Here is a 26,144-nt window from a genome sequence, read left to right as displayed (position 1 = left end):
TCTTGCCTGCCCCCTTTGACCTGAACAAGGTGGGTGCTCGACTTTCCCTCAATTTCGCAGGGCATTCAGCATTGGCCTTGCCGAGAAGCGCCCGGTTTGAGCCTTGCGGGTCAATTCGCGCAGATAACCACCTGCGGACCGGATGCTATCGGCTTTCTCCAGCATTGCCGCAATCACGATCGCCGCCGTGCGATCCCCCATGGCTTGGCGGGCATCAATCCAGGCACTCGGGCTGACGCCAAGCATTGAGCGAACCAGATCCGCAGTTGAAAGCACATCCCGCCAATCATGGATGCCACCTTTCACGTATTCGCTTATCTGCGGGCATAGACGGAGGAACTCGTCCAGCGATATCGCCTCCTCTCGAGGCCTCTGCTTTGTTGATCCGTTGCCTGCCTCCGCCTTACTTTGATCCCGGCCGTTTAATTCAATATTTTGGTCTGTTTTTGAATTCTGAATATGGCGCTCAGAAAACACCTCATTGGCGCTCATTTCTTGTTCAGATAAGGCGTTGAGATATGTGTTTTCCACCTCGGCGCGCAGGCGTACCAGCCGCGCCAACAACGGCTCCATATCCGTTTGGGGCATCTGACGCAGACGTTTGACGGATAGGGCGGCCAGCCGCTCGTGGAATTCCATCCAGTCCCCTCCACGCCCCTCATGAAGAGCTGCCTCGATGATCTTCGCAACATCACGGAAATGGACAGTTATCTCGGCTCTCAGCACCGAAAGACGCTTGGCCTCTTCTCTTGCCTTTTCAGCGCTGGCCAGGATTTCTTCGGCACGCAGCGCGAAAGGCGCGAGGTCGAAACCGAATGCATCCTCTACCTGCCCATTGCCGTCACGTCGGCAAAACCGCTTGCCGTTGGCGCTGTCACGCCTGAAGATGAACCCTTCGTCGACCAAAGCGGCAAGGTGTCTGCGCAGCGTTGCCGGTGACATACCACGCGAGCGGATCGAGAGTTCGACATTCGACGGAAAAACGATGATCGGCGTGCTGCCATCCAGTTCACGGTCTTGGTGAAAGCTCGTCAGCGCCTCGAGCACGACGATCGAACGATCGGAAAGACCGTAGTGCGCGCGTGCCTCCGTGAGGGCTCTTATCAGCTGCCACTTCTCAGCCTTGCCGCTGAAATTTCCCGCTTCGCCACTGCGCAGGCTTTCCTGCCGGCGTTCGACTTCGGCCTGGAGAGCGAAATTTCGCGCAGAAAATCGCGCGCCGCCAAAAGGCGTCGTTGCCATTCGTTCGACCATATGCGTCTCCATTAGGAGGCAAGTGCCTTTGGAGCGCACCGTCACCCATAAATCAACGCATCGAAAACAGCGTTATGGCTGTCGACTCTTGACTTTGGACATCGGAAGTGATTCTCTTGAACTGCTTAGATTGAAGAGGGCTTCCAGGACGGTGACGTTTTGGGGGCCTTTTTTCTTGCTCTCTCAGTTTTCCTTATTGCTCGGTTGATCTGCGTTTTTCATCTGCTAGCCGCGCTTCCGCGACGGCTTGACGAGAAACGCGTTATATTGCTGAACGAGTGCCTTGGCGGCCTCGTCGACGAAATTGGCGTCGACAGCGGCGGCAAATTCGATCCGCCTTGTCTTGCCGTCGATACGCATCTGGGCAAAGGCGTTGCCATTCCGGTCCGTTAGCGCCATAGGCTCCGCACGCGTCGTTCTTTGCGGCTTCGAAAGCCGATCGAATACACGTTGGAAGCGCTCGTCGCTGCCGGCCATCCGAAACGCGTCGCTTTTCGTCTCCTCGTCGGCAGATGCCTGGGCATTCGCCGCAGCGAGCAGATCGCCAAGTTTCATCCAGCGATCTCGTCCGGCCTTCGGAGCCGCACCGATCGCCCGGATGATTGCGTCCGGCACGGTCTCGACCACCTGCAACAGACGGGACAGTTCGCTCTTCTGCACAGACAGCGCATCACCGATAACCTTGCGGTCGAAACCATGCGTTGCAAGGTTCTTGGCAAACACCGCTCGCTCAATGAAGGAGAGGTTGCGGCGCTCGGCATTTTCCTTGCCTTGCGCCAGAACAAGCTCGTCATTCGAAAGTGTGCGAACAATCGCCTTCACCTCGATGCCGAGCCGCGATGCGGCACGAATCCGGCGGTGGCCATAGGCCGTCTGGAAATGGCCAGGCTTTTCCGGGTGATGGCGCAACAGCACCGGCACCTGCTGGCCACTGTCCCGTATGCTGTCGATCAGCGTCGCGAGATCTTCGTCGTCTTCGTCGTCCAGCCGCAAGCGATCCTCGACAAACGAGGAATCAATCCTGTCGGTATGGATCGTAACGATCTGCTCGCCTTCGCTCATCGCCTGACGCAGGATTCGGGCTTCTTCAACCTCGCGGCTCATCGCATTGAGCGACAGGCCCATGGCTTTGACCGCGCCGGAAGAACTCCGTCCCATAGTATTGGTGGAGACAGGCGGCGGGATGGGGGCTTCCGCAACAACTGGCACCGACTTCGTTTCGGACGCGGGTTCGGCTCCGGGCGCAAGCCCGCCTCCAAAAAGCGCTCTCAACTCGTTTTTCCGGCTGCCTGCCATTTTGTGAAGCCCTCCTTCCCGGTTATCGGCCCCAGGCCGAATGGATCAGAGTTTCAATTTCGCTGTTGACGGCATTCATCGCCTCAAGAGCACGGTCATAGGTCGAACGGGTGAAATTCTCCCGGCCGACTTCATAGAGCGTCTGCTTCGTCAGACCCGCATCCGAGACTGCGGTGGACTTCAGCATCGGCGCAGTCAAAACACGATCACCGAACAGCGATCGCATGAAACCGACGATCTGAGCCTGCGGCCCGTCATTAGGCTCAAAGCGGGTGACCAGATAACGCAGAAAGTCGAAATTCAGCGTGCCGCCCGCCTCACGCACCACGGACAGAAGGTCCGACGTCATGAACAGGAACTGGTTCATCGAGGCGACGTCCAGCATCTGCGGATGCACGGTGACAATGACCGACGTCGATGCGCAGAGAGCCGACAGCGTCAGATAGCCGAGCTGCGGTGGGCAATCGATGACCACGACGTCGTAATCCTGTTCCACCGTGGCCAGAACTGCCTGGATCCGGGCGAAGAACAGCGGGCCGCTATCCTTTCCGCTCTGCCGGTTGGCGAGTGCCTGCGGCGTCACATGCTCGAACTCCTGCAATTCGATATTACCGGGAACGAGATCCAGTCCGGGGAAATAGCTGCCGCGAATGACATCCGAGAGCGCACGCTGTTCGTCGTCGTACCGGATTGCGCCATAAAGCGTGTCGTTGCCGGTCAGATCCAGTTCCGGCTGATAACCAAAGAGCGCCGAAAGCGAGGCCTGCGGATCGAGGTCGATGGCAAGTACGCGGTGCCCTGTCAGCGCGAGATATTGCGCCAGGTGGGCCGCCGAGGTCGTCTTGCCTGATCCACCCTTGAAATTGGTGACAGAGATGACCTGCATATGTTCGTTTCGTGCAGCATCACGTCGGGGCAAATAGGACTGCGCCTTGCTCAGGTTACCCTTTGCGACAGCCTGATCCGCCAGGTGCGTGCGCAGGGCATTGATATCAGTCAGCGAATAGAACCGCCGCCCGCCAGCGCCTGTCTCCGGTTGCGGTCCTTCGCCGGCAAGCGAAAGCTGCCGCAGATAACCGTCGGAGACACCGATAAGCTTGGCGGCTTCGCCGGACGAAAAGCTACGCAGGGTCTTGCTGGAAAGCGGCGGAAACAACCGTTCCCGCATCGCTTTCAGCTGCTCCGAAAGGGCACGCGCATCCCGCGCGATCGCCTCGTCGGCGAGCTGCCGCGCCTCTGGAAGGCCTCCGCCCTTCGGCGAATTCGATTTGTTAGCCGATGCGGCCATTCCCGTTCTCTCCTTGATGCCCGTCCACGCGACTTTAGCGACCGCGATCATGGACCGCGGATGCGAAAGAACATTGACAGACAAAGCGAAATTGCCAGCCCCATACGCCCCGGAACCGAATTAACATCGGGACGACTTGGTTACGCCGAAAAGCAAGATATCCGCTTATAACCGTTACAAAACTGAACGGATGTGCGAGTCGCGTCAAGGGATTTCTCTAGACCTGCCCGCCGGCAGGCGACAATGGCCAGAAAACGGCCATTAACGGCGTTCAGGAAACTGAATGCCTGGCCAGCGTTGCTCCCTCCGCTGCATCGGAGACAGTATAGCCATGCATTTGATTCGTTGGGCTTGCGGTATGGGAGATAATGAAATGGAGCCAATCTGGGCAGTCGGCCTGATGACCGGGACCGTACTCGACGGCAATATCGACGTCGCACTGCTGAAGACTGATGGCGAGAGAGTCGACATGTTCGGCCCCTACAGGTTGGTCCCCTATCCGGCGGAAACCCGTCGTCTGCTGGAAGAGACCCTCCAGCAAGCCCGGATATGGAACTTCGAAGGACCGGAACCCACCATATTCGTCGAAGCCGAAGAAGCTCTCACCCGTGGCCAAGCCAGTGCAGTACAGCAACTCGTCGCTGAGGCCGGGTTGTCGATGAACGATATCGGCATTGTCGGCTTCCACGGACAAACCGTCCTACATCGGGCACCGACACGTGAAAGGTTGGGCAATACGCGGCAGCTAGGAGATGGGCAGCTGATGGCCGACATCCTTGGCGCCAAAGTTGCGTATGACTTTCGCACTGCCGATGTGCGTGCCGGCGGCCAAGGCGCGCCGCTTGCTGCCATCTATCACGCAGCACTGCTGCACGGGGTCGATCCGAGCGGCGACAGCGCAATCCTCAATCTCGGCGGCGTCGGTAACATTACGTGGTGGGACGGCAAGGATGTCCTGGTCGCGTTCGATACCGGGCCGGCAAACGCCCCGCTCAATGACTTCATCAAGGAGCGCGGCCTTGGCGAGATGGACCGCGACGGGACACTTGGCGCTTCGGGCACCGTTGACGAGCAGCGGCTCGAACGCCTGCTGCAACATCCCTATCTGACCGCGTCCTACCCGAAGTCTCTGGACCGTTTCGATTTCACTTCCACCATGGCCGAAGGTCTTCCTGCCGCCGATGGGGCGGCAACCCTTTCGGCCTTCACCGCCTCTGCGGTCGGCAAGGCGCTCGATCTTCTGCCACGGCGACCGACGCGATTGATCGTCAGCGGCGGCGGCCGGCACAACCCCACAATCATGAAGATGCTGGCAAGCCGGGCACGGGTGGAAGCGGTCTCGGCCGATATGTTCGGCTGGCGTGGAGATGCCGTCGAGGCCGAGTGTTTCGCCTTCCTTGCGGTGCGCTCATTACGAGGATTGCCGATCAGTTTTCCGACGACAACCGGTGTTGCGACAGCGCAAACCGGCGGAAAAATTGCCACATACCCGTCATAATCGTTCACATTCCAGCGACACGATGGGACATTCCCCGGCTATGAAAAATAAATCGATTTAAAGAACTTGAGGCCTGCGACACATCGTCCTAGTTTCCTGACGATTCTCAACTGCGTCGAGAGGCTTGAATATGCAGATCGGAATGATGGGACTGGGCCGCATGGGCGGCAATATGGCAAGGCGGCTGATGCGCGCGGGCCATGAATGCATTGCCTATGACGTCAACCCAGCGGCGGTTCAGACGCTTGTCGACGAAGGTGCGATCGGGATTTCATCGATCGAACAGTTTCTCGACAAATTGACGCCTCCGCGCGCCGTCTGGATCATGCTGCCGGCTGCGATCACGCCTGCCATCGTCGAGAAACTGGCCGCTTTCATGCAGCCGGGCGACATCATCATCGACGGCGGAAACTCCAACTATCGTGATGCGGTCGACCACAGCGACAAGCTTGCCGAACAGGGCATTGCCTATGTCGACGTCGGCACGAGCGGCGGCGTCTGGGGTCTCGACCGCGGCTTTTGCCTGATGATCGGCGGGCCTGACAATGCCGTCCAGCATCTTGATCCGATCTTTGCGGCGCTGGCCCCCGGCGCCGATCTCGATCCCTCGCTTCGCCCAGCGGAACGCGGTTATCTCCATTGCGGTCCGAGCGGCGCCGGCCACTTCGTCAAGATGGTCCATAATGGCATAGAATACGGCATGATGCAGGCCTATGCTGAAGGCTTCAACGTGTTGAAGCAGGCCGGCATTGGCCGCACCAAGCGCGAAGCCGATGCCGAAACGGCTCCCTTCCCTGACGCTCATTATTACCAGTTCGACATGGATATCGAGGCCATCAGCGAAGTCTGGCGCCACGGCAGCGTCATCGGCTCGTGGCTCCTGGATCTGACAGCCGAAGCGGTAAAAGAAGACCCGTCGCTCAGCAGCTTCGGTGGTCGGGTGTCGGATTCGGGCGAAGGCCGCTGGACGATGAAGGCGGCGATCGACATGGGCGTCCCGGTGCCGGTTCTCTCGGCTGCCGTGTTCAGCCGCTTTGATAGCCAGGGCAACGCCGATTACGCCAACAAGATGCTGTCGGCGATGCGCAAGGCGTTCGGCGGTCACATCGAAAAACCACACGCCAAGTAGCGCTATAAACTTTTGTTGACACAATAGTCAAAAGTTTGCATGGGTTCATCAGGAGCCCATGCAAATGACACAACCACTTGCGCCGCAGGAAGCCGCCGTCCTTGCGCTGATCCGCAACAACCCGTTTGTCGGGCAGCAGGAGATCGCTACGGCGCTCGGCCTGGCCAGATCTACGGTTGCAGCTCATATCGTCCAGTTGATGGGCAAGGGGCATGTGCTTGGCCGCGGTTATCTGCTGGCGTCTGAAGCCCGCGCTATCTGCATCGGCGGAGCAGTGCTGGACCGCAAATATCATGCCCGTGCCAAGATCGTGCTCGAAACGTCCAATCCGGTAGACAGCAACCGCAGCCTCGGTGGCGTGGCTCGCAACGTTGCCGAAAACCTGGCTCGGCTGGGCTCCTCGACCGGCTTCATCTCGATCGTCGGCGACGATGATGGTGGCCATGCCCTTCTCAAATACATGCGCGAACTCGGGGTCGACGTCAGCCAGGTCGTGACGTCGTCTGAGCGGCCGACGGCCGAATATGCGGCCATCCTCGATGCATCGGGGGACCTCGTCCTCGGCATAGCGGACATGAGCATTTTTGACCTCTTCCAGCCGGATCATATCGAGCGGGCCTGGCCACATCTTGCCGCCGCCAGCTGGATTTTCGCCGACTGCAACCTCTCCACCGAGGCTCTTTCGACGCTGATCAATCGGCGGAAAGGTGCTACCTGCCGGCTGGCAATCGACACCGTCTCAACCCACAAGGCGGCACGCCTGCCGAAAGATCTGAGCGGCATCGACCTCCTTTTCATGAACATTGACGAGGCCAATGCGCTGCTCGGCCAGTCCTTTGCACACACGCCGGATCAGGCTGTCAAAGCCGCGGTGGCTTTAAAACACGCCGGCGCGGGCATGGCCGTGGTTTCCTCCGGCGCGCATGGCATGGCGGTCGCCGGGGTTGAAGGCACCGCTTTCGTCTCGGCTGTAAAGGCAGAGCCGATCGACATGACGGGCGCCGGCGACGCGATGATTGCGGCGACCCTCCATCGCCTTCTCGAAGGCGACGACGTTTTCGATGCGGCGCGGATTGGCGCGCTTGCAGCCACACTCACCACGGAATGCGCATCAAGCGTGCATCCCGGCCTGTCTGCCGAACTGATAGAGGCCAACCGGCACAGGTTCGCCATTGGAAAGGATACCCCGACATGCAGTTCCTGAAGCCCAAGCTCAACAATGAAGTCTCCCACGCAATTACCAAAGGCGGCCCGGTCGTTGCGCTCGAGTCAACGATCATCACCCATGGCATGCCCTATCCCGCCAATCTTGCGACGGCAAAGGCAGTCGAAGATGTCGTGCGCGCCAATGGCGCGGTGCCGGCAACCATTGCTGTGATCGACGGCGAGTTGCGGGCCGGCCTTGAGCCCGAAGAACTCGAAACGCTCGCCCAGGCGAAAAATGTCGTCAAGGCTTCCGGCCGTGACCTCGCCGTCGCCATGGTGCGCGGCCAGACCGCCGGCACGACCGTCTCGGCGACCATGCTGCTTGCCGAGCTTGCCGGCATTGAGATCTTCGCCACCGGCGGCGTCGGCGGCGTACATCGCGGCGCGGAACACACTTTCGATATTTCCGCTGACCTGACAGAACTCGGCCGGACGAAAACGGCCGTTGTCTGTGCCGGGGTAAAGTCCATCCTCGATATTGCCAAGACGCTGGAATATCTGGAAACCCAACGCGTGCCTGTGATCGCCTATGGCACCGAGGATTTCCCGGCTTTCTTCACCCGCAAGAGCGGCTACAAGGCCGACCACCGCCTGGATAGCGCCGCAGAAATCGCCAAGGCGATGTGGCTGCATCACCAGTTCGGCACCGGTACCGGCCTGCTGATTGCCAATCCCATTCCGGAGGCTGCAGCACTGACACCGGAATTCATCGACGGGACGATTACCGATGCGGTACGGGAAGCCGAAGAGCGCGGTATAGGCCGCAAGGAGCTGACGCCGTTCCTGCTTGCCCGCATCAACGAGCTTTCCAAGGGCGAAAGCCTCAAAGCCAATATCGAGCTGGTGAAGAACAACGCGATGCTCGCCGCCAAAATGGCTGTCGCCTATTCCGCACTGAAAAAGGCATGACGAGAATGAGGCTGCCTGACGGCAGCCTCAGCTCAATTTGATGTGCGGGACCGCGCCTTGTTCGGCCGCAGCAACCGCCTCGTCATAACCTGCATCGGCATAACGAATGATGCCGAGCGACGTATCGTTGGTGATCGCCATTTCGAGCCGCTCGGCGGCAGCTTCCGTACCATCGGCAATGATCGTCACGCCGGCGCTCGTCATATAACCGGCATACCCGCCGCCACCCGAATGGATGACGACGAGATCGGCCATCGACGCGCAGAGCGTCATGGCATCGATCAACGGCCAGTCTGCAATGGCATCAGATCCATCCTTCATATTCTCTGTCATGATGTTTGGATGCGCCATCGCGCCAGCATCGAGGTGATCACGCGAGAAGGCGACAGGTCCCTTGAGTTCACCCTTCGCCACCAGCTCGTTGACCGCGAGCGCCAACTTCGTGCGCTCCCCATGGCCGAGCCAGGCGATACGCGCCGGAAGCCCTTCGAAGGGTACATTCTCCCGCGCCAGCCTAATCCAATTGGTAACGATGTAATTATCCGGAAAAAGATCGAGCACGAGATCATCGATCCGGGTGATATCGCTCTCTTCACCGGACAAGGCCATCCAGCGGAACGGACCGATCGCCTGGCAGAATAACGGTCGCAGATAGGCTTCGGTGAAGATCGGGATATCGAAGGCGTTTTCAACGCCACCTTGCTTGGCCTGCGTGCGGATCAGATTGCCATTATCGAACACCTCGGCGCCCTTTTCCTGCAGGGTCAGCATCGCGCGGACATGATCGGCTATCGAGGCACGGCTTGCCGCCATCAACTGTCCCTGCCCTTCCTTGCGCAACCGGCGGACCTCTTCAAGGCTCATGCCCTTCGGCACATAGCCGTAGACGAGATCATGCGCTGAAGTCTGGTCGGAGACGATATCCGGGACGATGCCGCGTTTGACGATCTGCGGATAGATATCCGCAGCATTCCCGACGAGACCTATCGAGACCGCACGTTTTTCGGTCACTGCCGCATCGATCATGGCAAGTGCGGCATCGAGATCCGGTGCCACCTCGTCGAGAAAGCCGATCGCCTTGCGCTTGGTCACCCGCTCGGGATCGATATCGACCACGAGGATGGCGGCCCCCGCCATCCGGCCGGCTAGCGGTTGTGCTCCGCCCATGCCTCCGAGACCCGCAGTCAGAACAAAACGACCGGCAAGCGTGCCGCCGAAACGTTTTGCGGCTATCCGCATGAAGATCTCATAGGTGCCCTGGATGACCCCCTGGCTGCCGATATACTGCCAGGCACCGGCCGTCAGCCCGCCCCAGCAGATCAGCCCCTTTTCCTGAAGATCGTAGAAATATTCCGCCTTCGCCCATTGGCCGACGATGTTGCAGTTGGCCATGATGACGAGCGGCGCCCTGGCATGGGTCCTGAGCAGTCCTACCGGCTTGCCGGACTGGATGATCAGTGTCTGGTCCTCGTCCATCGTCTTCAGCGCCTTGACGATCGCCTGATGTGCCGCCCAGTTTCGCGCAGCCTTGCCGAGCGCGGCATAGACGATGAGGTTATCCGGGTCCTCGCCGACCGAAAGGACGTTTTCGAGAAGCCTGAGAAGTGCCTCCTGCCGCCACCCTCTGGCACGCAATTCTGGCCCGCCGGGGATCGGAAAGTTCGGATGACGCGGATTGGGCTTCGGCATAACGGCTCTCCTCAGGCCAGCGCGTAATCGGCGATGCTGATCCCGAGCGCTTTCTCGCAGATCGGATAGACGGACGGGTCCTTGACGCTCGACGACAACGGAATGATCGTCTTCGGCACATGCAAGAGAAACACTGACATGCCGACCTTAAGCTGGCCGACACTCATCGGCTCTCCTTCGGGTGACAGCGTCGCGATAATGTCGGGGAAAGTGGCGAGCCGGTTTCCACTGGCGTCGTCCACGGCCATATATTCATTCATCACATGCATGGTCACCGCCTTGTCGCCACGCCCGACCGTCAGCGTGCCGACGTCGAAAGCTTCCTTGGTATAGACGACCGTCTTGGCGGTCACCTCGCCCTCGGCAATGATTGCGCCGCCCGTGACCTTGACGATTGCATCGATGATCGCGTGACCACCCTTCGCTTCAGCCTGGATGATCGCTTCCCCGAGCGTCAGCGCCAGGCTGATTCCGCCAAGCGCCGCATGCCGCCGAACATAGGAGGCGCGGAGCGGATTGCGGCAGGAGGCAATGAAGCCGCCGGACATATCGGATGCCGTGCGCAGCACCGGCGAGACCTTGGCTGTCGCACCGCGGATGACCAGTTCGATATAGCTGTTTTCGGCGCGATTGCCGCCGACCGCAGTCTGGATCATCTGCTCCGGCGAATTTGCCATGCCGATCGATCCCATGTCACCGGTTGGATGGGCGCGGACGTCCCCCACCGCATCCAGCACCTTGGTGCCGAGGATGGCAGACGGCAGCCAGCCATTCAGCGTCGACGACTTGCCGTTCTGGCCGATCATCAGCGCCGAGACCTTTTCTCCCAACGCGTCCTGCAAAAGCTGCACTGCCTTTACGTAATCGACGCCCTGCATTTCCCAGGCGGTGGTCGAGGCCGGTGCGCCGATTGCGGCGGCTGTCGCAACCCAGTCATTGTCATCGAGTTCGTCGATGCTGATCAGTTCAGGTTTACCGATCGAGACAGCCGCATATCCCAGCATGCGGCCATGATCCGACCATCCGCCGCCGCCAGCGGCGTAAACCGATCCTCCAAGGACCGCAGCCTCGACATCCTTTTCCGTCAATATGCGGCCCATGCTGTTTCTCCCTATTTCTGGTCCAGATCGAGAACCGTCTCGTAAAGAACGGCTGCGCCGAGCGTGATCGCGTCATTCTCCGACCATTCCTCCGCAGCGTGACTGCGGCCATCCTTGCTGGCGATGAAGATCATCGCTGCCGGCGCAACCTTGGACAGGAAGGCGGCGTCATGGCCAGCGCCCGACACCATCGGACGGGTGGTCGCGCCAATACGGGCAGCACATGATGTAAGAAGATCGGTCATCATCTCGGACATTGGCGTCGGCGCGGCATTGGATACCCTGCGCGGTTCGGCGATTGTCACGCGCCGCTCGGCGGCCGTCTCGGCGCACAAGACAGAAACCGAAGCGACGAATTCGTCCATAACGCTTGGATCGACCGCACGGGCATCGATCAGCATGCGGACATGCGAGGGCACAACATTGGCCGCGTTCGGCTCCATCGAGAATTCGCCGACCGTGCCGGCAAAATAGCTCGGACCAAGCGCCAATTTCCTGGCAATTCGTTCGATCCCGAGCACGACGCAGGACGCCGCCCCCAGCGCGTCGTAACGGGAATTCATTGGTGTTGTCCCGGCATGGTCGGCACGCCCCTCGATCAATATCTCGAAGCGGGAAATGCCGGTGATCGCACCGACGATGCCGATATCGACTTTTTCGCTTTCCAGCACCGTTCCCTGTTCGATATGAAGTTCAAGGAAGGCCTTGATATCGGTTCGGCCGCCCGCCTGCGCCGGGTCACCGCCGACGCTGCGGATACCTTCCGCAAGATCGATCCGCCCTTCACCTGCGTCGGCCATGCGCTCCAGCCATTCGTCTGGGCGCACGCCGATCATGCCACGGCTGCCGATACAGGAGACCCCGAAGATCGACACTTCCTCTGCAAGGAAATCGGTGATTTCCAGATCGTGCTGCAATTCAATGCCGGCATCACGCAATGCCCGCGCCACTTCCAGCCCCGCGATGACACCGGCAATTCCGTCGAAACGTCCACCATTCGGCACAGTGTCGCTATGCGAGCCGAGCATCAGCGTGCCCTTGCCGTCGACGCTGCCCTTGCGGTGACCGATCAGGTTTCCAGCAGCATCGATACGGGTTTCCAGGCCCGCCTCGCGAAAAACTCTCTCGACATAGGCGCGCCCCTTCAGAAACATCGGGGTAAAGGCGCGGCGCGTCCAGGGCTTGTCGGGTTCGGTAATGGCGGCAAGGGCGTCGATGTCAGCGGCGATCCGATCGGCATTGACGGCAATATTGGATTTCATACGGTATTGTCCTGCAACGAATGGCTGGCGGGAGGACGGACGAAGCGGCCGGAGCCGGGCTCGGAAAGCACTTTCGATCCGTCATAGGCGAGTACCCCGCGAAGATAGGTTCCAGCCACCTTGTAAGGCAAGATCATTCCGTCATAGGGCGACCAGCCGACGACATTGTTGCCGGTCTTCGACGCGTCAAAGACATGCTCCTCCCTTGTCAGCACGGCAATATCGGCATGTTTGCCCACTTCGAGCGCGCCCTTGATATGGTCAATCCGGAAATGCCGGGCAGGATTGCGGGCCATCAGCTTCGCCGCCCATGTGAGCGGCACGCCGCGTTCCAGCGCACCCTTGACGAATAACGGCATCATCGCCTCAAGCCCCGGCAGGCCGGATGCATTGGCCAGCATGTCCGGGTTGGTCTTGCGGTCGAGCGACCAGCTGACGTGATCGGTGGAGAGCAGCGTGACATTGCCGGCCACCAGATGTCGCCAGAGCTTTTCCACTTCGGCCCGCGGACGAATGGGTGGGTTGCATTTCGAGCGTCCGCCGAGCCGCTTCGCATCGGTATCGCAATCCAGTGTCAGATAGTGGATCAGGCATTCCACAGTCGCCCGATGCCCCTGCGCCCTATAGCCAGCAGCGATTTCGTAACCGCGGCCGAGCGAACAATGGACCACATGTGCCGGGCAGCCCGTTGCTGCACCGATCTCATAGATCTCGGTCATCGCAAGAAGTTCGGTCAGCGGCGGACGCGACATTTCATGGGCGCGGTAATCGGTAATGCCCGACGCCTTCACCTTCTCCATCGCCCAGCGGACATATTCGTCGTTCTCGTTGTGCACGCCGGCCGTCAGTCCGGTCGGCGCGATCGTCGCAAAACATTCGGCCATCAATGGTGCGAAAATGCGCGGAAAGCGTTTGGGATCGGTACCGAAAGTCGAGAACTTGAAGGCGGCAACACCGGCTTCGACCTGTTCGAGAATACGCCTTGCGCCTTCCTGCGGATCGACAGTCCCGTAGAGCGCGAAGTCAACGCGCGCCTGCTCGCCTGCGTGGGCGATCTTGCTGCGCACGGCTTGTGCAGAACAGACGAGATTGCCCTCGTCATAGGGCATGTCGACGATCGTTGTAACGCCACCTGCCGCCGCCGAGCGCGTCGACCAGATGAAGTCCTCCTGGTTTTTCTGCGACAGCGAGTGCACCTGCGCGTCGATCGCACCAGGCAAAATAAGCGAGGCGCCCAGATCGTGGCTCTCCCTTGCCGATGGGATCGCGCCCTGTCCGATCTCGGCAACCAACCCGTCGCGGACGGCAACGAAACCGCCTGGGACCATACGATCCGGCAGAACCAGCGTGCCTTTGAGAACAAGGTCGAAATCCGACATGCCTTCCCTCCTGCCGTTTGCCAAGCTTCCGCTTCTTCAGCGACTGTATGGAATTTTACCGTTGTCCGGGATATCCCATATCTCGAACGATCGTCATCCGCTGGCGGTCGCACGGAATGTGAAAGATCTCCCTTGGATACTGCGACGCTGGTCATCGTTCATCACGTTCTGTCGCTCGGCAATGTCAGACAGGCCGCGCGTGTGCTTCAACGGCCTGCAGCAACCGTTTCGGGTGCGTTGTCACGTGTCCAGACACATCTGGCGATCCCGCTCACCAGCAAGGCCGGCAGCCGACTGATGCCGACACTGGAAGGGCGCCGCATCAATCACCAACTGAAAGACGCAGCCGATCTGGTGGATCAACTGGCCGGTCTCGGAAAACGGACAGCAACATCCATGCCCGCCGCGTCGCTGCTCGCATTGTCCCGTTTCACCATCGTGGGGCGTACCGGCAGCATACGCGCGGCTGCCAATGAACTGGGCATGGGGCAGCCGCAATTGACCCGTCAGATCAATGCACTGGAGAAACAGATCGGCACCACGCTTCTCGAAAGATCGGCATCCGGTGTGACCTTCACCAAAGAGGGGGCGGTCGCCCTGGTCGTTTCGCAGAAACTCTGCACCCTCTGGCGGCATATGTCGGAGCAATCGGACGAACGTTTTCGCCAGACGGGCCGCCGCATCCGGCTGGGTGCCGTCACGCCGCTGGGATGGGAGAGCCAGATTGCCGTCGATCTGGCCGCACTGGCGGCCGAATGGCCTCGGCTCCAGCCGCGCTCGGCGCTCTATATATCGAGCAGCAGCGCCGACGAACTGCTGACCGGTCTCGACCGGCGCCAGCATGATCTGGTCTTGCTCGATACCGAGGAAATCCCAGATCCGCTCGCCCGGAACATCATCTCACGGTCGCCGCTTGCTCTCGTCGGATCGCCGGATATCGTACAGGCCTGTCATGGCGATATCGGCAAGCTGCTCGTCTCTGCACGTCTCGCCCTGCCAAGCCTCAAGAGCGGCTTGAGACAGAAATTCGGCATGCTTGCCGATGATCTGCTGACAGTCGAGCAGCGCGCCGGCCTCAATGTGGTGGAAATCGATTCGATACCGGTCATCGCCAATCTGGTGGTCGATCACGGTTATCTGTCGCTCTTGCCGCGCTCGGCGATCCTTGGAATGGAAGCGCATGTCGCCTCCCTTCCGCTGCCGCCTCGTTATGATATGCCACTTGCATTGGCCTGGAGACGGGAAGCGTCCCTGGATAAAGTAGCAAAAACGGTCGGGGAAATCCTCGGACACGATTAATTCGCTCGCAGACCCGAATAATCCGCACATCCAGCCCCACGTGCCTTCGATGCGATTAAAAAATCACCAGTGCCCCCTAGTTGACCAAGCAAAGAACATAGGTAATTTGTATAGTCAAAATGAGAAGGGCAGGACAAACCTGCCGACGCATGAATGGGAACAGCCGCATTGCGGATAACAGAATAGTACAAAGCGGAGAAATCACCAATGCTCAAGAGACAACTGATGAAGGCCGCGGCCGTCGGCGCCATGCTGTTGACGACATCGCTCTCGGCCCATGCCGAAGACGTGCTTGCCAAGGTCAAGGCAGCCGGCGTTCTCAAGGTCGGAACGGAAACCGCCTTCGCTCCCTTCGATTTCATCGATGCCGGTGAGCACAAGGGGCTCAACGTCGACTTCTTCGAAGCGCTCGGCAAGGATCTTGGCGTCAAGATCGAATGGGTCGAACTGCCGTGGGACAGCGTTCTGCCGAGCCTTGAAGCTGGCAAGTTCGATGTCGTCGCCGGTCCGGCGACGATCACCAAGGCCCGTATCGCGCGTTACCGCATGACAGCCCCGATCGCCGAAGCTTCAGTCGCGATCCTCAAAAAGGCCGGTGACAGCTCGATCACCAAGCCCGCCGACATTGCCGGAAAGGCCGTCGGCGTCGGCAAGGCGACCGCACAGCTCGCGCAGCTTCAGGAATATTCGGCAACGCTGCCGGAAAAGGTCAATGTCCGCGAATACGTGTCCTTCAACGATGCCTATGCGGACCTCGCCGCCGGTCGCGTTGTTGCCGTCGCCAACTCGCTGCCGAACATCGCTTTCGTTGCCAAGCAGCGCAACGGCGCCTTCGAAGTGGTAACCCCGGCCTTCGGCAAGAAGACCTATTTCGGCTTCATCGGCACCAAGGACGACGATCACAAGACGCTTGTCGATTATATCGACAATGAGGTCATCGCGATGAAGAAGGATGGTCGGCTGGCCAAGCTGCAGGAAAAGTGGTTCGGCACCGCCTTCGACACGCCGGACTCCGTCCCTGATCCGGCATTCTGAGCCTGTTCGTCACGCCGGGGGTGCGCAGGGCGCATCCCCTTCCTCCTTCATGGCGCCGGTTACCGAGCGCCGATGACACGTGATGCGTAGCCGATGACGCTGAAACTTTTTACGCTTCTGCTTGAGGCAGCACTCTCGACGCTTGGCATCAGCCTCGTGTCGATCGCGATCGGCTTCCTGATCGCCATGCTGCTATCGGCCGCGCTTCAATCCGGAAAGTCGATCTACATCCTTCCTGCGCGGCTGTTCATCAGCTTTTTCCGCGGCGTTCCGCTACTGGTCCAGCTTCTTTTGATCTACACGCTTCTGCCCGTGATCGGCATTAATGTCCCAGGCATCGTCGCAGCCATCGTCGGCCTGTCGCTCTGCACTGCCGCCTATCAGGCAGAAAATCTGCGTGGCGGCTTCGAAAGCGTCCCGCGCGGCCTGATCGAGGCTGCAGATGTGGCCGGATTCAACGGTGTCCAGACGTTTATCCGCATCCGCATACCGATTGCCCTCAGGCTGACGTTTCCGGCACTGGTCAACGAGGCGATCATGATCCTCAAGTCATCATCACTCGTATCCGTCGTCGGCATCATCGAGATTACCAAGATGGCCCAGGATCTATCCTCCAGCACCTACCAGCCGATCCCGATTTTTGCCAGTGCCGCGCTCATCTACTTCGTCATCAATTCCGCGATCGCGCTTGCCGGCCGTTATGCCGAAAAGTCCCTGAAGGGAACAATGGCATGATGTTCGATCCGCAGGTCATCATCGACAAATTGCCGGAAATCGGCAGCGGCCTCTTCGTCACCCTTTGGCTTTGGGTCGCCGGTGTAATTGCCGGCGTGTTCGTCGGGTTCATCGTGGCGACAGCCCGCCGGTTCGGCGGAACGATCGTCAACGCAACGCTCGGCACTGTCGTGGAAGTATTGCGTGGCACGCCGTTCCTGATCCAGATCTTCCTTCTTTATTACGGCGGCCCGTTCGTCGGTCTTATGCTGGACCCCATACCGTGCGGCCTGATCGGCCTAACGGTCTACAGCGCCGCCTATTACAGCGAGGTTTTCCGGGCCGGTTACGGATCGGTACCGGTCGGCCATGTGGAAGCCGCCGAATGCCTCGGCATGACACGGTTGCAGACCATCGGCCGCATCCAGATCCCGGAAATGGCGCTGATCGTCCTGCCGCCCGCGGTCAATCTCGCCATCATCCTGTTGAAGGAGTCCGCCGTGCTGTCGATCATCACCGTGCCGGAACTGACCGCCACGGTCAGCGCCATCGGCTCGCAGCAATACGCCTTCCTGGAGGCGATCTTCGTGCTCGCCGTCACCTATTGGATCATCGTTGAATTGACCGACCGGCTTGGCCGCAAGGCCGAGAAGCGTCTTTCCCGATTGAGGTTTTCAAAAGCATGACCCTACCCGCTATCGCCATCCGCAAACTCGTCAAGCGGTTCGGGGAAACCACCGTGCTGCAGGACATCAATCTCGATATTCCCGAAGGCAAGGTTTCCTGCCTGATCGGTCCTTCCGGCTCCGGCAAGAGCACGCTGTTGCGTTGCCTTGCCTATCTCGAGGAATCGACCAGCGGCATGATCACCATCAACGGCGAGGCACTCGGCTTTTTCGAGGATGCGGACGGACGTCGTGAACGATTGCCGGCAGCACAGGTCCGCGCCGTGCGCGCCAAGACCGGCATGGTCTTCCAGCAGTTCAATCTGTGGCCACATATGACGGCGCTCGGCAATGTCGCAGAGGCGCTGAAGATCGTTCGCAAGGTGCCGAAGGCTGAGGCAGAGGACCGCGCCATGGCGCAGTTGAAGAAGGTTGGTCTGGAAAACCGCGCAGGCCACTACCCCTCCCAGCTTTCCGGCGGCCAGCAGCAACGTGTGGCGATCGCCCGCGCACTGGCACTCGAACCGAAGATCATGCTGTTCGACGAACCGACATCGGCGCTCGACCCGGAATTGACCGGCGAAGTTCTGAACGTCATGCGCGACCTGGCTTCCGAAGGCATGACCATGGTGGTCGTTACCCACGAGATTGGTTTTGCCGCAAGTGTCGGCCAGCAGATCAGCTTTCTTGATCATGGCCGGTTGCTGTTTTCCGGTCCGCCGGCAGAGCTTTTCGCCAAGCCGCGCCCTCCGCGGCTGGAGCAGTTCCTCGATACCTATCTCGACAGGGGAGCCAGCATGCTCGCATGAGTGAGGCAGCGGTCACGGTCAGCAGTGCATCGGAGGCACCGGTCTCGCTTCATCAGCGGATCCTCTCCGAGATTGAGCAGAACATCCTGACCGGCCGCTGGCCTCCGGGCCATAAGGTGCCGTCCGAGCAGTTGCTGGCCCTGCAATACGAATGCTCCCGCATGACCGTCAACAAAGTGGTGACGCAACTGGCGCGTGCCGGCCTTGTACAGCGCCGGCGCAAGATCGGTAGCGTGGTACTGCCGCAGAAGGCACAAAGCGCCATTCTCGAAATTTACGACATCCGCGAGGAGGTCAAGACCGCAGGCAAAACATATAGCCATTGCATTCTGGCGCGAAATATCAGGTCGGCGGACCGGCAGGAAGCCGAACGGCTAGGCCTTTCCCGCAAGAAGACCATCGCCGATGTCACCTGCCTGCATTATGCCGACGACACACCTTTCTGCATCGAGCAACGGCTGATCAATCTCGATGTCGTGCCCGAAGCCGAGGCCGAAACATTCGAAATTCTGTCGCCGGGTCCATGGTTGCTTGATCACGTGCCCTGGAGCGCCGCCGAGCATCGTATCGACGCGCGCGGCGCCGACACGACCGAGGCATCTCATCTGCAGATCGCGCCTGGGAGCCCGGTGATGGTTGTCGAACGGCAGACCTGGCGGCTCGACCAGTCCGTCACAACGGTGCGCCTGACCTATCCCGGTGGAAGCCATACACTCACCGCCCGCTTCACGCCCTCACAGGCAAGCTGAACGACGAAACACAGAGGAGGCGGCAGGCCATGGCCCGCGAAGACAAACTGAAGCTTGGAACCTTCGTCTATACATTCGGATTCAATCCGGCGAGCTGGCTTCATCCCGCCGCAGACGTCAACGGCGCCAACCGAATAGACCATCTTCTCAACGTCGCCCGCGTCTCAGAAGCGGCAAAACTCGACTTCATGTTCGTGGCGGATTCTCCGGCGGCCGCGATCGGCGACGCGGAAGCTCTTTCCCGGTCCCCGACCAAGATGAACCGATTTGAACCGCTGACACTCATTACCGCACTGGCGGCGATGACGGAAAAGCTGGGCTTCGTCGCCACCGCGTCCACCAGCTATTACGAACCCTTCAATATTGCCCGCATCTTCTCGTCGATCGATCACCTGAGCGGTGGCCGCGCCTGCTGGAACGTCGTCACTTCCGATCATGACGAAACCGGCTACAATTTCAATCGCCAGGGACTTGATCCCCATGCTATCCGCTACGAGCGCGGCGAGGAGTTTGTCGACGTCGTCTTCGGCCTGTGGGATAGTTTCGAACAGGATGCTTTGTTGCTCGATCGCCAAAGCGGCATCTATTACGACAAGGACAAGCTGCATACGCTCGATCACAAGGGCAAGCATTTTCAGGTTCGCGGCCCGCTGAACATCGCTTCGACGCCGCAGGGCCGTCCCGTCATTGCCCAGGCCGGCGGCTCGGAAGCGGGGATGGAGCTCGCAGCCCGGACCTCCGAGATCGTCTTCAGCCTCGCCTCCAGCATCGAGCGCAACGGCGCGTTCTACCGCAACGTCAAAGGGCGGATGGAGAAATACGGCCGCAGGCAGGATGATCTGAAGATGATGCCGGGGATCGTCATCAATGTCGGCGAGACCAGGGCCGAGGCGCAGGCCAAGGTCGATTTCCTCATCGACAACCTGCACCCTGATGTTGGTCGCTGGATGCTTGGCGAATTTCTCGAAACAGATCTCTCCGGCGCCGCACTCGACGCGCCTTTTCCCATGGAGCGCCTGCCGCAGCAGCCCAAGGGTTCCAAGGCGTTGTTCGAAGAGTTGACCGATTTTATCCGGCAGGGGCATACGCTCGGCCACCTGATCCGCCACTACGCGGAAAAGAGCACCGGCAACGGGATCACCGGCACACCGAAAGAAATTGCCGATTTCATGGAGGAGTGGTTCGAGGCGCGTGCGGCGGACGGGTTCATCCTGATGTTCCCGACGCTTCCGGCAAGCCTCACCGATTTCGTCGAACTGGTCGTGCCGGAATTGCGTCGGCGCGGGCTTTTCCGCGAAGAATACGAGGGATCAACACTACGAGAAAACCTCGGCCTATCGACGCCCGTGAACCGCTATACGGCAGCGCGTACAGTCTGAATGCCGCAACAGAAAAAGCGTCCGGGTCGCTCCGGATGCTTTTTTTTTGAAATCGTGCAAGGTTTATCACCCCGCGGTCGAACATCGGCATTGTCTCCGCAGTAAAAAGCCTCCCCTGCCAATTGACCTCTGGATAGGCCGGAAATTGCCATTGACGCTTTGAAGCCGAGCCTTAATTACATACGTCTATTGCACCCACCGAGGCTTTCGTGCGCCTGCCCAACCTTGTTGCCCATTGGAACGGACAGTCGCTCGCCCGGCAGTTTCTGCTGGCCGGCGGGCTCGTGTCGATCATCGCCACGATGCTTGTGGGTGCCTTCGTCGCGAGCCTGATCGAAGAAGCCGTCACCCGAAATTCCGCCGCCTCGACGGCACTTTACGTCGACAGCATAATCGCCCCGATCCTGCCGGACATGACGACCACCGAGAAGCTCGACGGATCGATCGAACGGGCGCTCGACGAAACGCTCTCCCAGGGCGCCCTTGGCCGTCGTCTCGTCTCTTTCCGTCTGTGGCGCAAGGACGGAACCATCCTCTACGCCAACGATAAAAGGCTGATGGGCCGAAAACGACCGCCGAGCGAAAACCTCAAGACGGCTTTTGCCGGCCATATGGTATCGGAGTTCAACCAGATCGACCCGGAGGAAGCTGCAGCCTTGGGCGATGCTCCGCCGCCGCTTCTTGAAATCTACAATCCGATATTGCAGCCCTGGTCAGGCGAGGTAGTGGCCGTTTCGGAATTCTACGAAGTGGCGACAGATTTCGAACGCAGCCTTCATAGCGCCAGGCTTCGTGCCTGGCTTGCCGTTGCTGCGGTAATCGCCGCGATCTTCGCGCTGCTCTGGCTTGTCGTCCTGCGGGGCAGCCGCCTGATCGAGCTTCAACGAGGCCAGCTCAATACCCGGGTCGGCGAACTGTCCCAGCTTCTCAAACAGAACCGGACGCTGCACGAACGCGCCCACAAGGCGAGCCAGCGAACGGCGGCACTCAACGAACGTTTCCTGAGGCGGCTCGGTGCCGACCTCCATGATGGTCCGGCTCAGCTCATCGCTTATGCATCATTGCGGATAGATAGCCCGGCCATGCTCGGCGCCAGATCTTTTCCGGAAAAACGCGAGGCGGAAGTCGCCTCCATCAAGATGAGCCTGCAGGAGGCCATGCGCGAGATCCGCAGCATCTGCAATGACCTGATCCTTCCCGAAATCGAAACGGCAGCCCTGAATGAGATCATCTTGCTGGCCGTACACCGCTACCGGGACCAAACCGGCATCAAGGTTGATCTGTCATTGTCGACGACGGACTGGCAGCCGTCCACGGCCGAAAAAATCTGTATCTACAGGTTCGTACAGGAAACCTTGAACAACGGTTTCAAACACGCTGCTGGGGCTGGTCAGCAGGTCTCGCAACGTTTGGAAGACGGTTGCGTGGCCGTCTGCGTCGTCGACAGAGGGCCAGGTTTCGACCCTGCCTCCGTAAAGCCCACAAGCCTCGGTATTGCCGGACTGCGCGAGCGGATCGAAAGCCTTGGCGGCGAATTTGCAATCCTGTCAAACACGGCAGGTACGAAGGTGACGATGTCGCTCAGGATGAGTGAAACGGAGAAATCTTGATGAATGATCTGCGGGTCGCCGTATGTGACGATCACCCATTATTCAGGGAGGGTGTGACGCGTACGCTCACCGAACTTGGTTTCGACATCGTTGCTGAAGGCGGAAGCCGCGACGATGCAATCAGCATCGTCCAGCGCCATCAGCCCGATATCCTGTTGATGGACATCTCGATGCCGGGCGGCGGGTTGGACGCCATTGCTCCGATTCTTACCGAGCGCCCCAGCCAGAATATCGTCATGCTCACGGTGTCGGAGACCAGCGACGACATTCGACGTGCCCTGCAGGATGGCGCCAAGGGCTACGTACTGAAGGGTATCGGCTCCACATCGCTAGCCGAGATCCTTCATTCGATTGCAGCCGGCGAAGGTTATGTCGCCCCTTCGTTATCGGCCAAGCTGCTGTCAGAACCGGCAACCCCAGAAGTTTCGGAACAGATCGCCGGCATGCGCGATCTGACGACGCGCGAACGCGAGGTCTTGGAGCTTGCCGCCGCCGGGCTGAGCAACAAATCGATCGCTGTCGAACTCGACCTGCATGAAAAGACCGTGAAACATCACATGACGCGAATTTTCGCCAAGCTCGATGTCAGCAACAGAACGGCCGCCGCCATCGCCTGGAACGACGCCGTCAGAAAAGGCTCCATCCGCCCCGTCGCGTAAAGATCGCCGTGCCGCCTGCTTTAATCGGCCAGGGATTTCAGACGATCGACATCGGCAGCGGTGGCAACCCGATTGACGATCGTCCTGCCCTGTGGGTCACGCATCACGTAGCGACCTCTGGCATTGACCTCCTCGGCAATACCGTTTTGATGCCTGACAGTGATCGCACCGCTATCGACACCGAACTTATCTGCCGTCCGACGTTGATGCCTTGTTCCGCCACCGGCATTCGACGGCGTCATATTTCGGCCCGTCGGCTCCGCCTTGCTGTTCCGTCCACCGTTGTCGCCACTGTCCGACCCGCCACGACCGCCATGGCCACCATTGCGCGCGGTCGCCGGAGAAACCGCAAATACGGCAACCACGCCGATGAAGGCCAGGGCGGATGCGGTAGCGATCGGTCGACGGGAATGAATGGCAGCCTCCTTCTGAGCGGGAGCCAACGGAAAACATACAGTCAAGCAACCGTCGAGCCCAACCTTAGTTCCGCCGTAAGACCTTTGCGAATGCCTTGGCAGGACCATAGTCCGACCATAATTCGCCAAGCCGCTCTCACTCCGGCAATTGGCTGCCGCCGTGCCTTTCCCTGGCGAAAAGCGACCACGCGGAAATGAAGAGCGCTGCGATGAGTGGCCCGATGACGAAGCCGTTCACGCCGACCAGTGCAATCCCGCCGACCGTCGAGATCAGAACGACGTAGTCAGGCAGCTTCGTTTCCTTGCCGACCAGCGGCGGACGGAGGATATTGTCGATCAGCCCGATGACGAACACCCCTACCGCTACAATCACTGCGGCCTTCACGACATCGCCGGTGACGGCCAGGTAAATCGCCGTCGGCACCCACACCAGCGCTGCTCCCACCGCCGGCACCAGTGACAGGATCACCATCAGCACGCCCCAGAGCAGGGCTGGCTGAACACCGAGGAACCAGAATGTGATGCCACCGATCGCACCCTGCGCGATGGCGATGATGATATTCCCCCTGACCGTCGCCCGAACCACCGAGGCAAACTTCGCCATGAACTGGCTCGTGTGATCATCGCTCAGTGGTGCGGCATTGCGGATCGAGGATGCCAGCGACCGGCCGTCACGAAACAGGAAAAAGAGCAGGTAAAGCATCAGGCCGAAGGCGACGAAGAATTCGAGTGTGCTTTGCCCGAAGGTCAGCGCGCGGCCGGCAAAAAAACTGCCGCCCTGCATAAGCGACGAGGAAAACTGTTCGCGTACCTGTTCGAAGCCCAAAGTCTCGAAGCCGCGAACACGTTCCTGAATGAAGGCGGGCATGGCACCGACCACCTCGTTGGCCATCCGGCCGACATCGATCTCGCCGCTTGCGATCCTCTGATAGACCGACGCGCCCTCCTGGATCAGCGAACTCAGGATTGCCAGACCCGGCAGGATGACGAGACATAAGCAGATCAGCACGGTCAGCGCGGCGGCAAGATTGCGACGACCGCCCAACATTCGCTCAAGCCGTGAATAAAGCGGGAAGAATATGATCGCAAAAACCACCGCCCAGAACACCGCCGAATAAAACGGAATCAGAACGGCTATGAAGGCCAATGTGACCAGAACAAGCAGGATATAAAAACTGACGCGCTGAACTACCATTCCCTGCCTTGCCTTCGCTGATATCGGATGGACACATAACGCGTCCTTCCGATCCGTCCACGGGTTTTCGACCATGAACGGATCAAAAGCTCAGATCTTGGCGTTTCGGGCTTTCACAGGGACGGTCAGAATGCGATCAGGCCAGAGTATAGGCTGTCTTCACCACGGTGAAAAATTCGGCGGCATATTTACCCTGCTCCCGCGACCCGAAGGATGAAGCCTTTCGACCGCCGAACGGCACGTGAAAATCGACACCCGCCGTTGCAAGGTTGACCATAACCATACCCGCCTCGGAATTGCGTTTGAAATGGGTCGCATATTTGAGGCTGGTGGTGGCGATACCCGCTGACAGCCCGAAGGGCGTATCATTGGCAACGGACAGCGCTTCATCATAGTCCTTGACGCGGATGACGCTTGCAACCGGCCCGAAAATCTCCTCGCGCGAAATGCGCATCTGGTTGGTCGCCTCGGTGAACAGTGTAGGCTGCAGGTAGAAACCCGGTGTCGCCAGCTCAAGCCGTTCGCCGCCGAAAGCCAGTTTCGCCCCTTCCTTCACACCGATGTCGATATAATCGGTATCCTGCTTCAACTGACGGGCATCGACGACCGGGCCGATATGGGTCTCGGGCTGCAGCGCATGGCCGACACGGACCTTTTTCAACCTGTCGGTCAAGGCGGCGACGAATTTGTCGTGAATGCCTTCGGTGACGATCAGCCGTGACGATGCGGTGCAGCGCTGGCCGGTGGAGAAGAAACCGGAATTGGCCGCGGCTTCGACAGCCACATCAAGATCCGCATCGTCGAGCACGATCATCGGGTTCTTGCCGCCCATTTCCAGCTGGAACTTGCGGTTATGATCAAGCGAAGAAAGTGCCACACGCTTGCCCGTGCCGGTCGAACCGGTGAAGGTGATGCCGGCGAGATCTGGGCTGTCCAGCATCGCCTGGCCGACGACAGAGCCCGGCCCCATAACCAGATTGAGTACGCCCTTGGGCAGCCCCGCACGATGCAGAATATCGACAATCGCCCAGGAGCAGCCGGGCACGAGCTCGGCCGGCTTGAACACCACGGTATTGCCGTAACAAAGGGCCGGAGCAATCTTCCAGGCAGGAATGGCGATCGGAAAATTCCACGGCGTGATGATGCCGATGACGCCAAGCGGCTCCCGGGTAATCTCGACACCGATGCCCGGCCGTGCCGATGGCAGCATTTCCCCCGAAAGACGTAGCGTCTCGCCGGAAAAGAAATCGAAGATCTGAGCCGCCCGCGTCACCTCCCCAATGCCTTCGGCCAGCGTCTTGCCCTCTTCGCGGGCGAGCAGTTCGCCAAGCTCCTGCTTGCGGGCGATAATTTCGTCTGACGCCTTTTTCAGAATCGCATGGCGCTCCATGATCCCGGAGCGAGACCACGTCGGAAAGGCAGCTTTTGCTGCGGCAATTGCCTGACGCACCTCGTCGGCGGTGGCTTCGGCGTAAAGCCCGACGACATCGTTCGTATCGGACGGATTGATGTTTTCCGAGCCGTTGCTGCCGACCCATTCGCCGGCGATGAGATTTTTATGGATGGTCATTGAAAAATCCTTCCCACATCGGCCGGACGGCCGG

The 26,144-nt window shown here is 59.7% G+C and carries 23 protein-coding genes; 13 read left to right on the top strand and 10 right to left on the bottom strand.

Features of this window, described 5'->3' with window-relative positions:
- Window positions 1-48: 48 nt before the first annotated feature.
- The 3 genes from repC to repA all read right to left on the bottom strand — a co-directional run bounded on the left by repC (window position 49) and on the right by repA (window position 3,838).
- Window positions 49-1,254 carry a plasmid replication protein RepC gene (gene repC, locus AC2GXZ_RS18780; RefSeq protein WP_483760708.1) on the bottom strand — a complete coding sequence of 402 codons (1,206 nt, stop codon included), beginning with the start codon at window positions 1,252-1,254 and terminating at the stop codon, window positions 49-51.
- Window positions 1,255-1,479: 225 nt separating this feature from the next.
- Window positions 1,480-2,550 carry a plasmid partitioning protein RepB gene (gene repB, locus AC2GXZ_RS18775; RefSeq protein WP_483760707.1) on the bottom strand — a complete coding sequence of 357 codons (1,071 nt, stop codon included), beginning with the start codon at window positions 2,548-2,550 and terminating at the stop codon, window positions 1,480-1,482.
- Between the two features lie 22 nt (window positions 2,551-2,572).
- Window positions 2,573-3,838, bottom strand: a complete 1,266-nt coding sequence (gene repA / locus AC2GXZ_RS18770; protein ID WP_483760706.1) for a plasmid partitioning protein RepA — start codon at window positions 3,836-3,838, stop codon at window positions 2,573-2,575.
- Window positions 3,839-4,211: 373 nt separating this feature from the next.
- Between repA and AC2GXZ_RS18765 the strand changes: the two genes are divergently transcribed.
- The 4 genes from AC2GXZ_RS18765 to AC2GXZ_RS18750 all read left to right on the top strand — a co-directional run bounded on the left by AC2GXZ_RS18765 (window position 4,212) and on the right by AC2GXZ_RS18750 (window position 8,580).
- Complete coding sequence (locus tag AC2GXZ_RS18765; RefSeq protein WP_483760705.1) at window positions 4,212-5,336, top strand: anhydro-N-acetylmuramic acid kinase; 1,125 nt, start codon at window positions 4,212-4,214, stop codon at window positions 5,334-5,336.
- 130 nt (window positions 5,337-5,466) lie between these two features.
- Window positions 5,467-6,465 (top strand): phosphogluconate dehydrogenase (NAD(+)-dependent, decarboxylating), encoded by a 999-nt coding sequence (gnd, locus tag AC2GXZ_RS18760; RefSeq protein ID WP_483760704.1) that lies wholly within the window; start codon window positions 5,467-5,469, stop codon window positions 6,463-6,465.
- Window positions 6,466-6,529: 64 nt separating this feature from the next.
- Window positions 6,530-7,669, top strand: a complete 1,140-nt coding sequence (locus tag AC2GXZ_RS18755) for a carbohydrate kinase family protein (protein WP_483760703.1) — start codon at window positions 6,530-6,532, stop codon at window positions 7,667-7,669.
- Window positions 7,657-8,580 carry a pseudouridine-5'-phosphate glycosidase gene (locus AC2GXZ_RS18750; RefSeq protein ID WP_483760702.1) on the top strand — a complete coding sequence of 308 codons (924 nt, stop codon included), beginning with the start codon at window positions 7,657-7,659 and terminating at the stop codon, window positions 8,578-8,580. The genes AC2GXZ_RS18755 and AC2GXZ_RS18750 overlap by 13 nt, the downstream gene beginning before the upstream one ends.
- A gap of 27 nt (window positions 8,581-8,607) precedes the next feature.
- Here AC2GXZ_RS18750 and AC2GXZ_RS18745 read toward each other — a convergent pair whose 3' ends face one another.
- The 4 genes from AC2GXZ_RS18745 to AC2GXZ_RS18730 are packed head-to-tail and all read right to left on the bottom strand — an operon-like array spanning window position 8,608 to window position 14,010.
- On the bottom strand, window positions 8,608-10,269 hold the full coding sequence (locus tag AC2GXZ_RS18745; protein ID WP_483760701.1) for a urocanate hydratase: 1,662 nt from the start codon (window positions 10,267-10,269) through the stop codon (window positions 8,608-8,610).
- 11 nt (window positions 10,270-10,280) lie between these two features.
- Window positions 10,281-11,369: a DUF917 domain-containing protein gene (locus AC2GXZ_RS18740; protein ID WP_483760700.1), complete on the bottom strand. Its 1,089-nt coding sequence runs from the start codon at window positions 11,367-11,369 to the stop codon at window positions 10,281-10,283.
- 11 nt (window positions 11,370-11,380) lie between these two features.
- Complete coding sequence (locus AC2GXZ_RS18735; protein ID WP_483760699.1) at window positions 11,381-12,631, bottom strand: Zn-dependent hydrolase; 1,251 nt, start codon at window positions 12,629-12,631, stop codon at window positions 11,381-11,383.
- Window positions 12,628-14,010 carry a dihydroorotase gene (locus tag AC2GXZ_RS18730; protein ID WP_483760698.1) on the bottom strand — a complete coding sequence of 461 codons (1,383 nt, stop codon included), beginning with the start codon at window positions 14,008-14,010 and terminating at the stop codon, window positions 12,628-12,630. The genes AC2GXZ_RS18735 and AC2GXZ_RS18730 overlap by 4 nt, the downstream gene beginning before the upstream one ends.
- A 132-nt stretch (window positions 14,011-14,142) precedes the next feature.
- On the opposite strand from AC2GXZ_RS18730, the gene AC2GXZ_RS18725 reads away from it, so the two are divergent.
- From AC2GXZ_RS18725 to AC2GXZ_RS18685, 9 genes are all read left to right on the top strand, one after another.
- Complete coding sequence (locus AC2GXZ_RS18725) at window positions 14,143-15,309, top strand: LysR family transcriptional regulator (RefSeq protein WP_483760697.1); 1,167 nt, start codon at window positions 14,143-14,145, stop codon at window positions 15,307-15,309.
- 207 nt (window positions 15,310-15,516) lie between these two features.
- Window positions 15,517-16,344: a transporter substrate-binding domain-containing protein gene (locus AC2GXZ_RS18720; RefSeq protein WP_483760696.1), complete on the top strand. Its 828-nt coding sequence runs from the start codon at window positions 15,517-15,519 to the stop codon at window positions 16,342-16,344.
- 93 nt (window positions 16,345-16,437) lie between these two features.
- Window positions 16,438-17,079 (top strand): amino acid ABC transporter permease, encoded by a 642-nt coding sequence (locus AC2GXZ_RS18715; RefSeq protein ID WP_483760695.1) that lies wholly within the window; start codon window positions 16,438-16,440, stop codon window positions 17,077-17,079.
- Window positions 17,076-17,744: an amino acid ABC transporter permease gene (locus AC2GXZ_RS18710; RefSeq protein ID WP_483760694.1), complete on the top strand. Its 669-nt coding sequence runs from the start codon at window positions 17,076-17,078 to the stop codon at window positions 17,742-17,744. The genes AC2GXZ_RS18715 and AC2GXZ_RS18710 overlap by 4 nt, the downstream gene beginning before the upstream one ends.
- Window positions 17,741-18,532, top strand: a complete 792-nt coding sequence (locus AC2GXZ_RS18705) for an amino acid ABC transporter ATP-binding protein (RefSeq protein ID WP_483760693.1) — start codon at window positions 17,741-17,743, stop codon at window positions 18,530-18,532. The genes AC2GXZ_RS18710 and AC2GXZ_RS18705 overlap by 4 nt, the downstream gene beginning before the upstream one ends.
- On the top strand, window positions 18,529-19,281 hold the full coding sequence (hutC, locus tag AC2GXZ_RS18700; protein ID WP_483760692.1) for a histidine utilization repressor: 753 nt from the start codon (window positions 18,529-18,531) through the stop codon (window positions 19,279-19,281). The genes AC2GXZ_RS18705 and hutC overlap by 4 nt, the downstream gene beginning before the upstream one ends.
- A 29-nt stretch (window positions 19,282-19,310) precedes the next feature.
- On the top strand, window positions 19,311-20,660 hold the full coding sequence (locus AC2GXZ_RS18695) for an LLM class flavin-dependent oxidoreductase (RefSeq protein ID WP_483760691.1): 1,350 nt from the start codon (window positions 19,311-19,313) through the stop codon (window positions 20,658-20,660).
- 209 nt (window positions 20,661-20,869) lie between these two features.
- On the top strand, window positions 20,870-22,270 hold the full coding sequence (locus tag AC2GXZ_RS18690; protein ID WP_483760690.1) for a sensor histidine kinase: 1,401 nt from the start codon (window positions 20,870-20,872) through the stop codon (window positions 22,268-22,270).
- Window positions 22,267-22,929, top strand: a complete 663-nt coding sequence (locus tag AC2GXZ_RS18685; RefSeq protein ID WP_483760689.1) for a response regulator — start codon at window positions 22,267-22,269, stop codon at window positions 22,927-22,929. Before AC2GXZ_RS18690 ends, AC2GXZ_RS18685 begins: the two co-directional genes overlap by 4 nt.
- A 20-nt stretch (window positions 22,930-22,949) precedes the next feature.
- On the opposite strand, the gene AC2GXZ_RS18680 is transcribed toward AC2GXZ_RS18685, so the two are convergent.
- The 3 genes from AC2GXZ_RS18680 to AC2GXZ_RS18670 all read right to left on the bottom strand — a co-directional run bounded on the left by AC2GXZ_RS18680 (window position 22,950) and on the right by AC2GXZ_RS18670 (window position 26,110).
- The gene (locus tag AC2GXZ_RS18680; RefSeq protein ID WP_483760688.1) at window positions 22,950-23,372 is read right to left on the bottom strand and encodes a hypothetical protein; all 423 of its coding nucleotides are present in this window, start codon (window positions 23,370-23,372) and stop codon (window positions 22,950-22,952) included.
- A 109-nt stretch (window positions 23,373-23,481) separates the two neighbouring features.
- Window positions 23,482-24,540 (bottom strand): AI-2E family transporter, encoded by a 1,059-nt coding sequence (locus tag AC2GXZ_RS18675; RefSeq protein ID WP_483760687.1) that lies wholly within the window; start codon window positions 24,538-24,540, stop codon window positions 23,482-23,484.
- Between the two features lie 136 nt (window positions 24,541-24,676).
- Window positions 24,677-26,110: an aldehyde dehydrogenase family protein gene (locus tag AC2GXZ_RS18670; protein ID WP_483760686.1), complete on the bottom strand. Its 1,434-nt coding sequence runs from the start codon at window positions 26,108-26,110 to the stop codon at window positions 24,677-24,679.
- Window positions 26,111-26,144: the final 34 nt, after the last annotated feature.

This window comes from Aliirhizobium sp. YIM B11859 (assembly GCF_057163345.1).
Note: the sequence above shows the minus strand (reverse complement) of the source record. Positions and strands in the feature narration are given on the sequence as shown.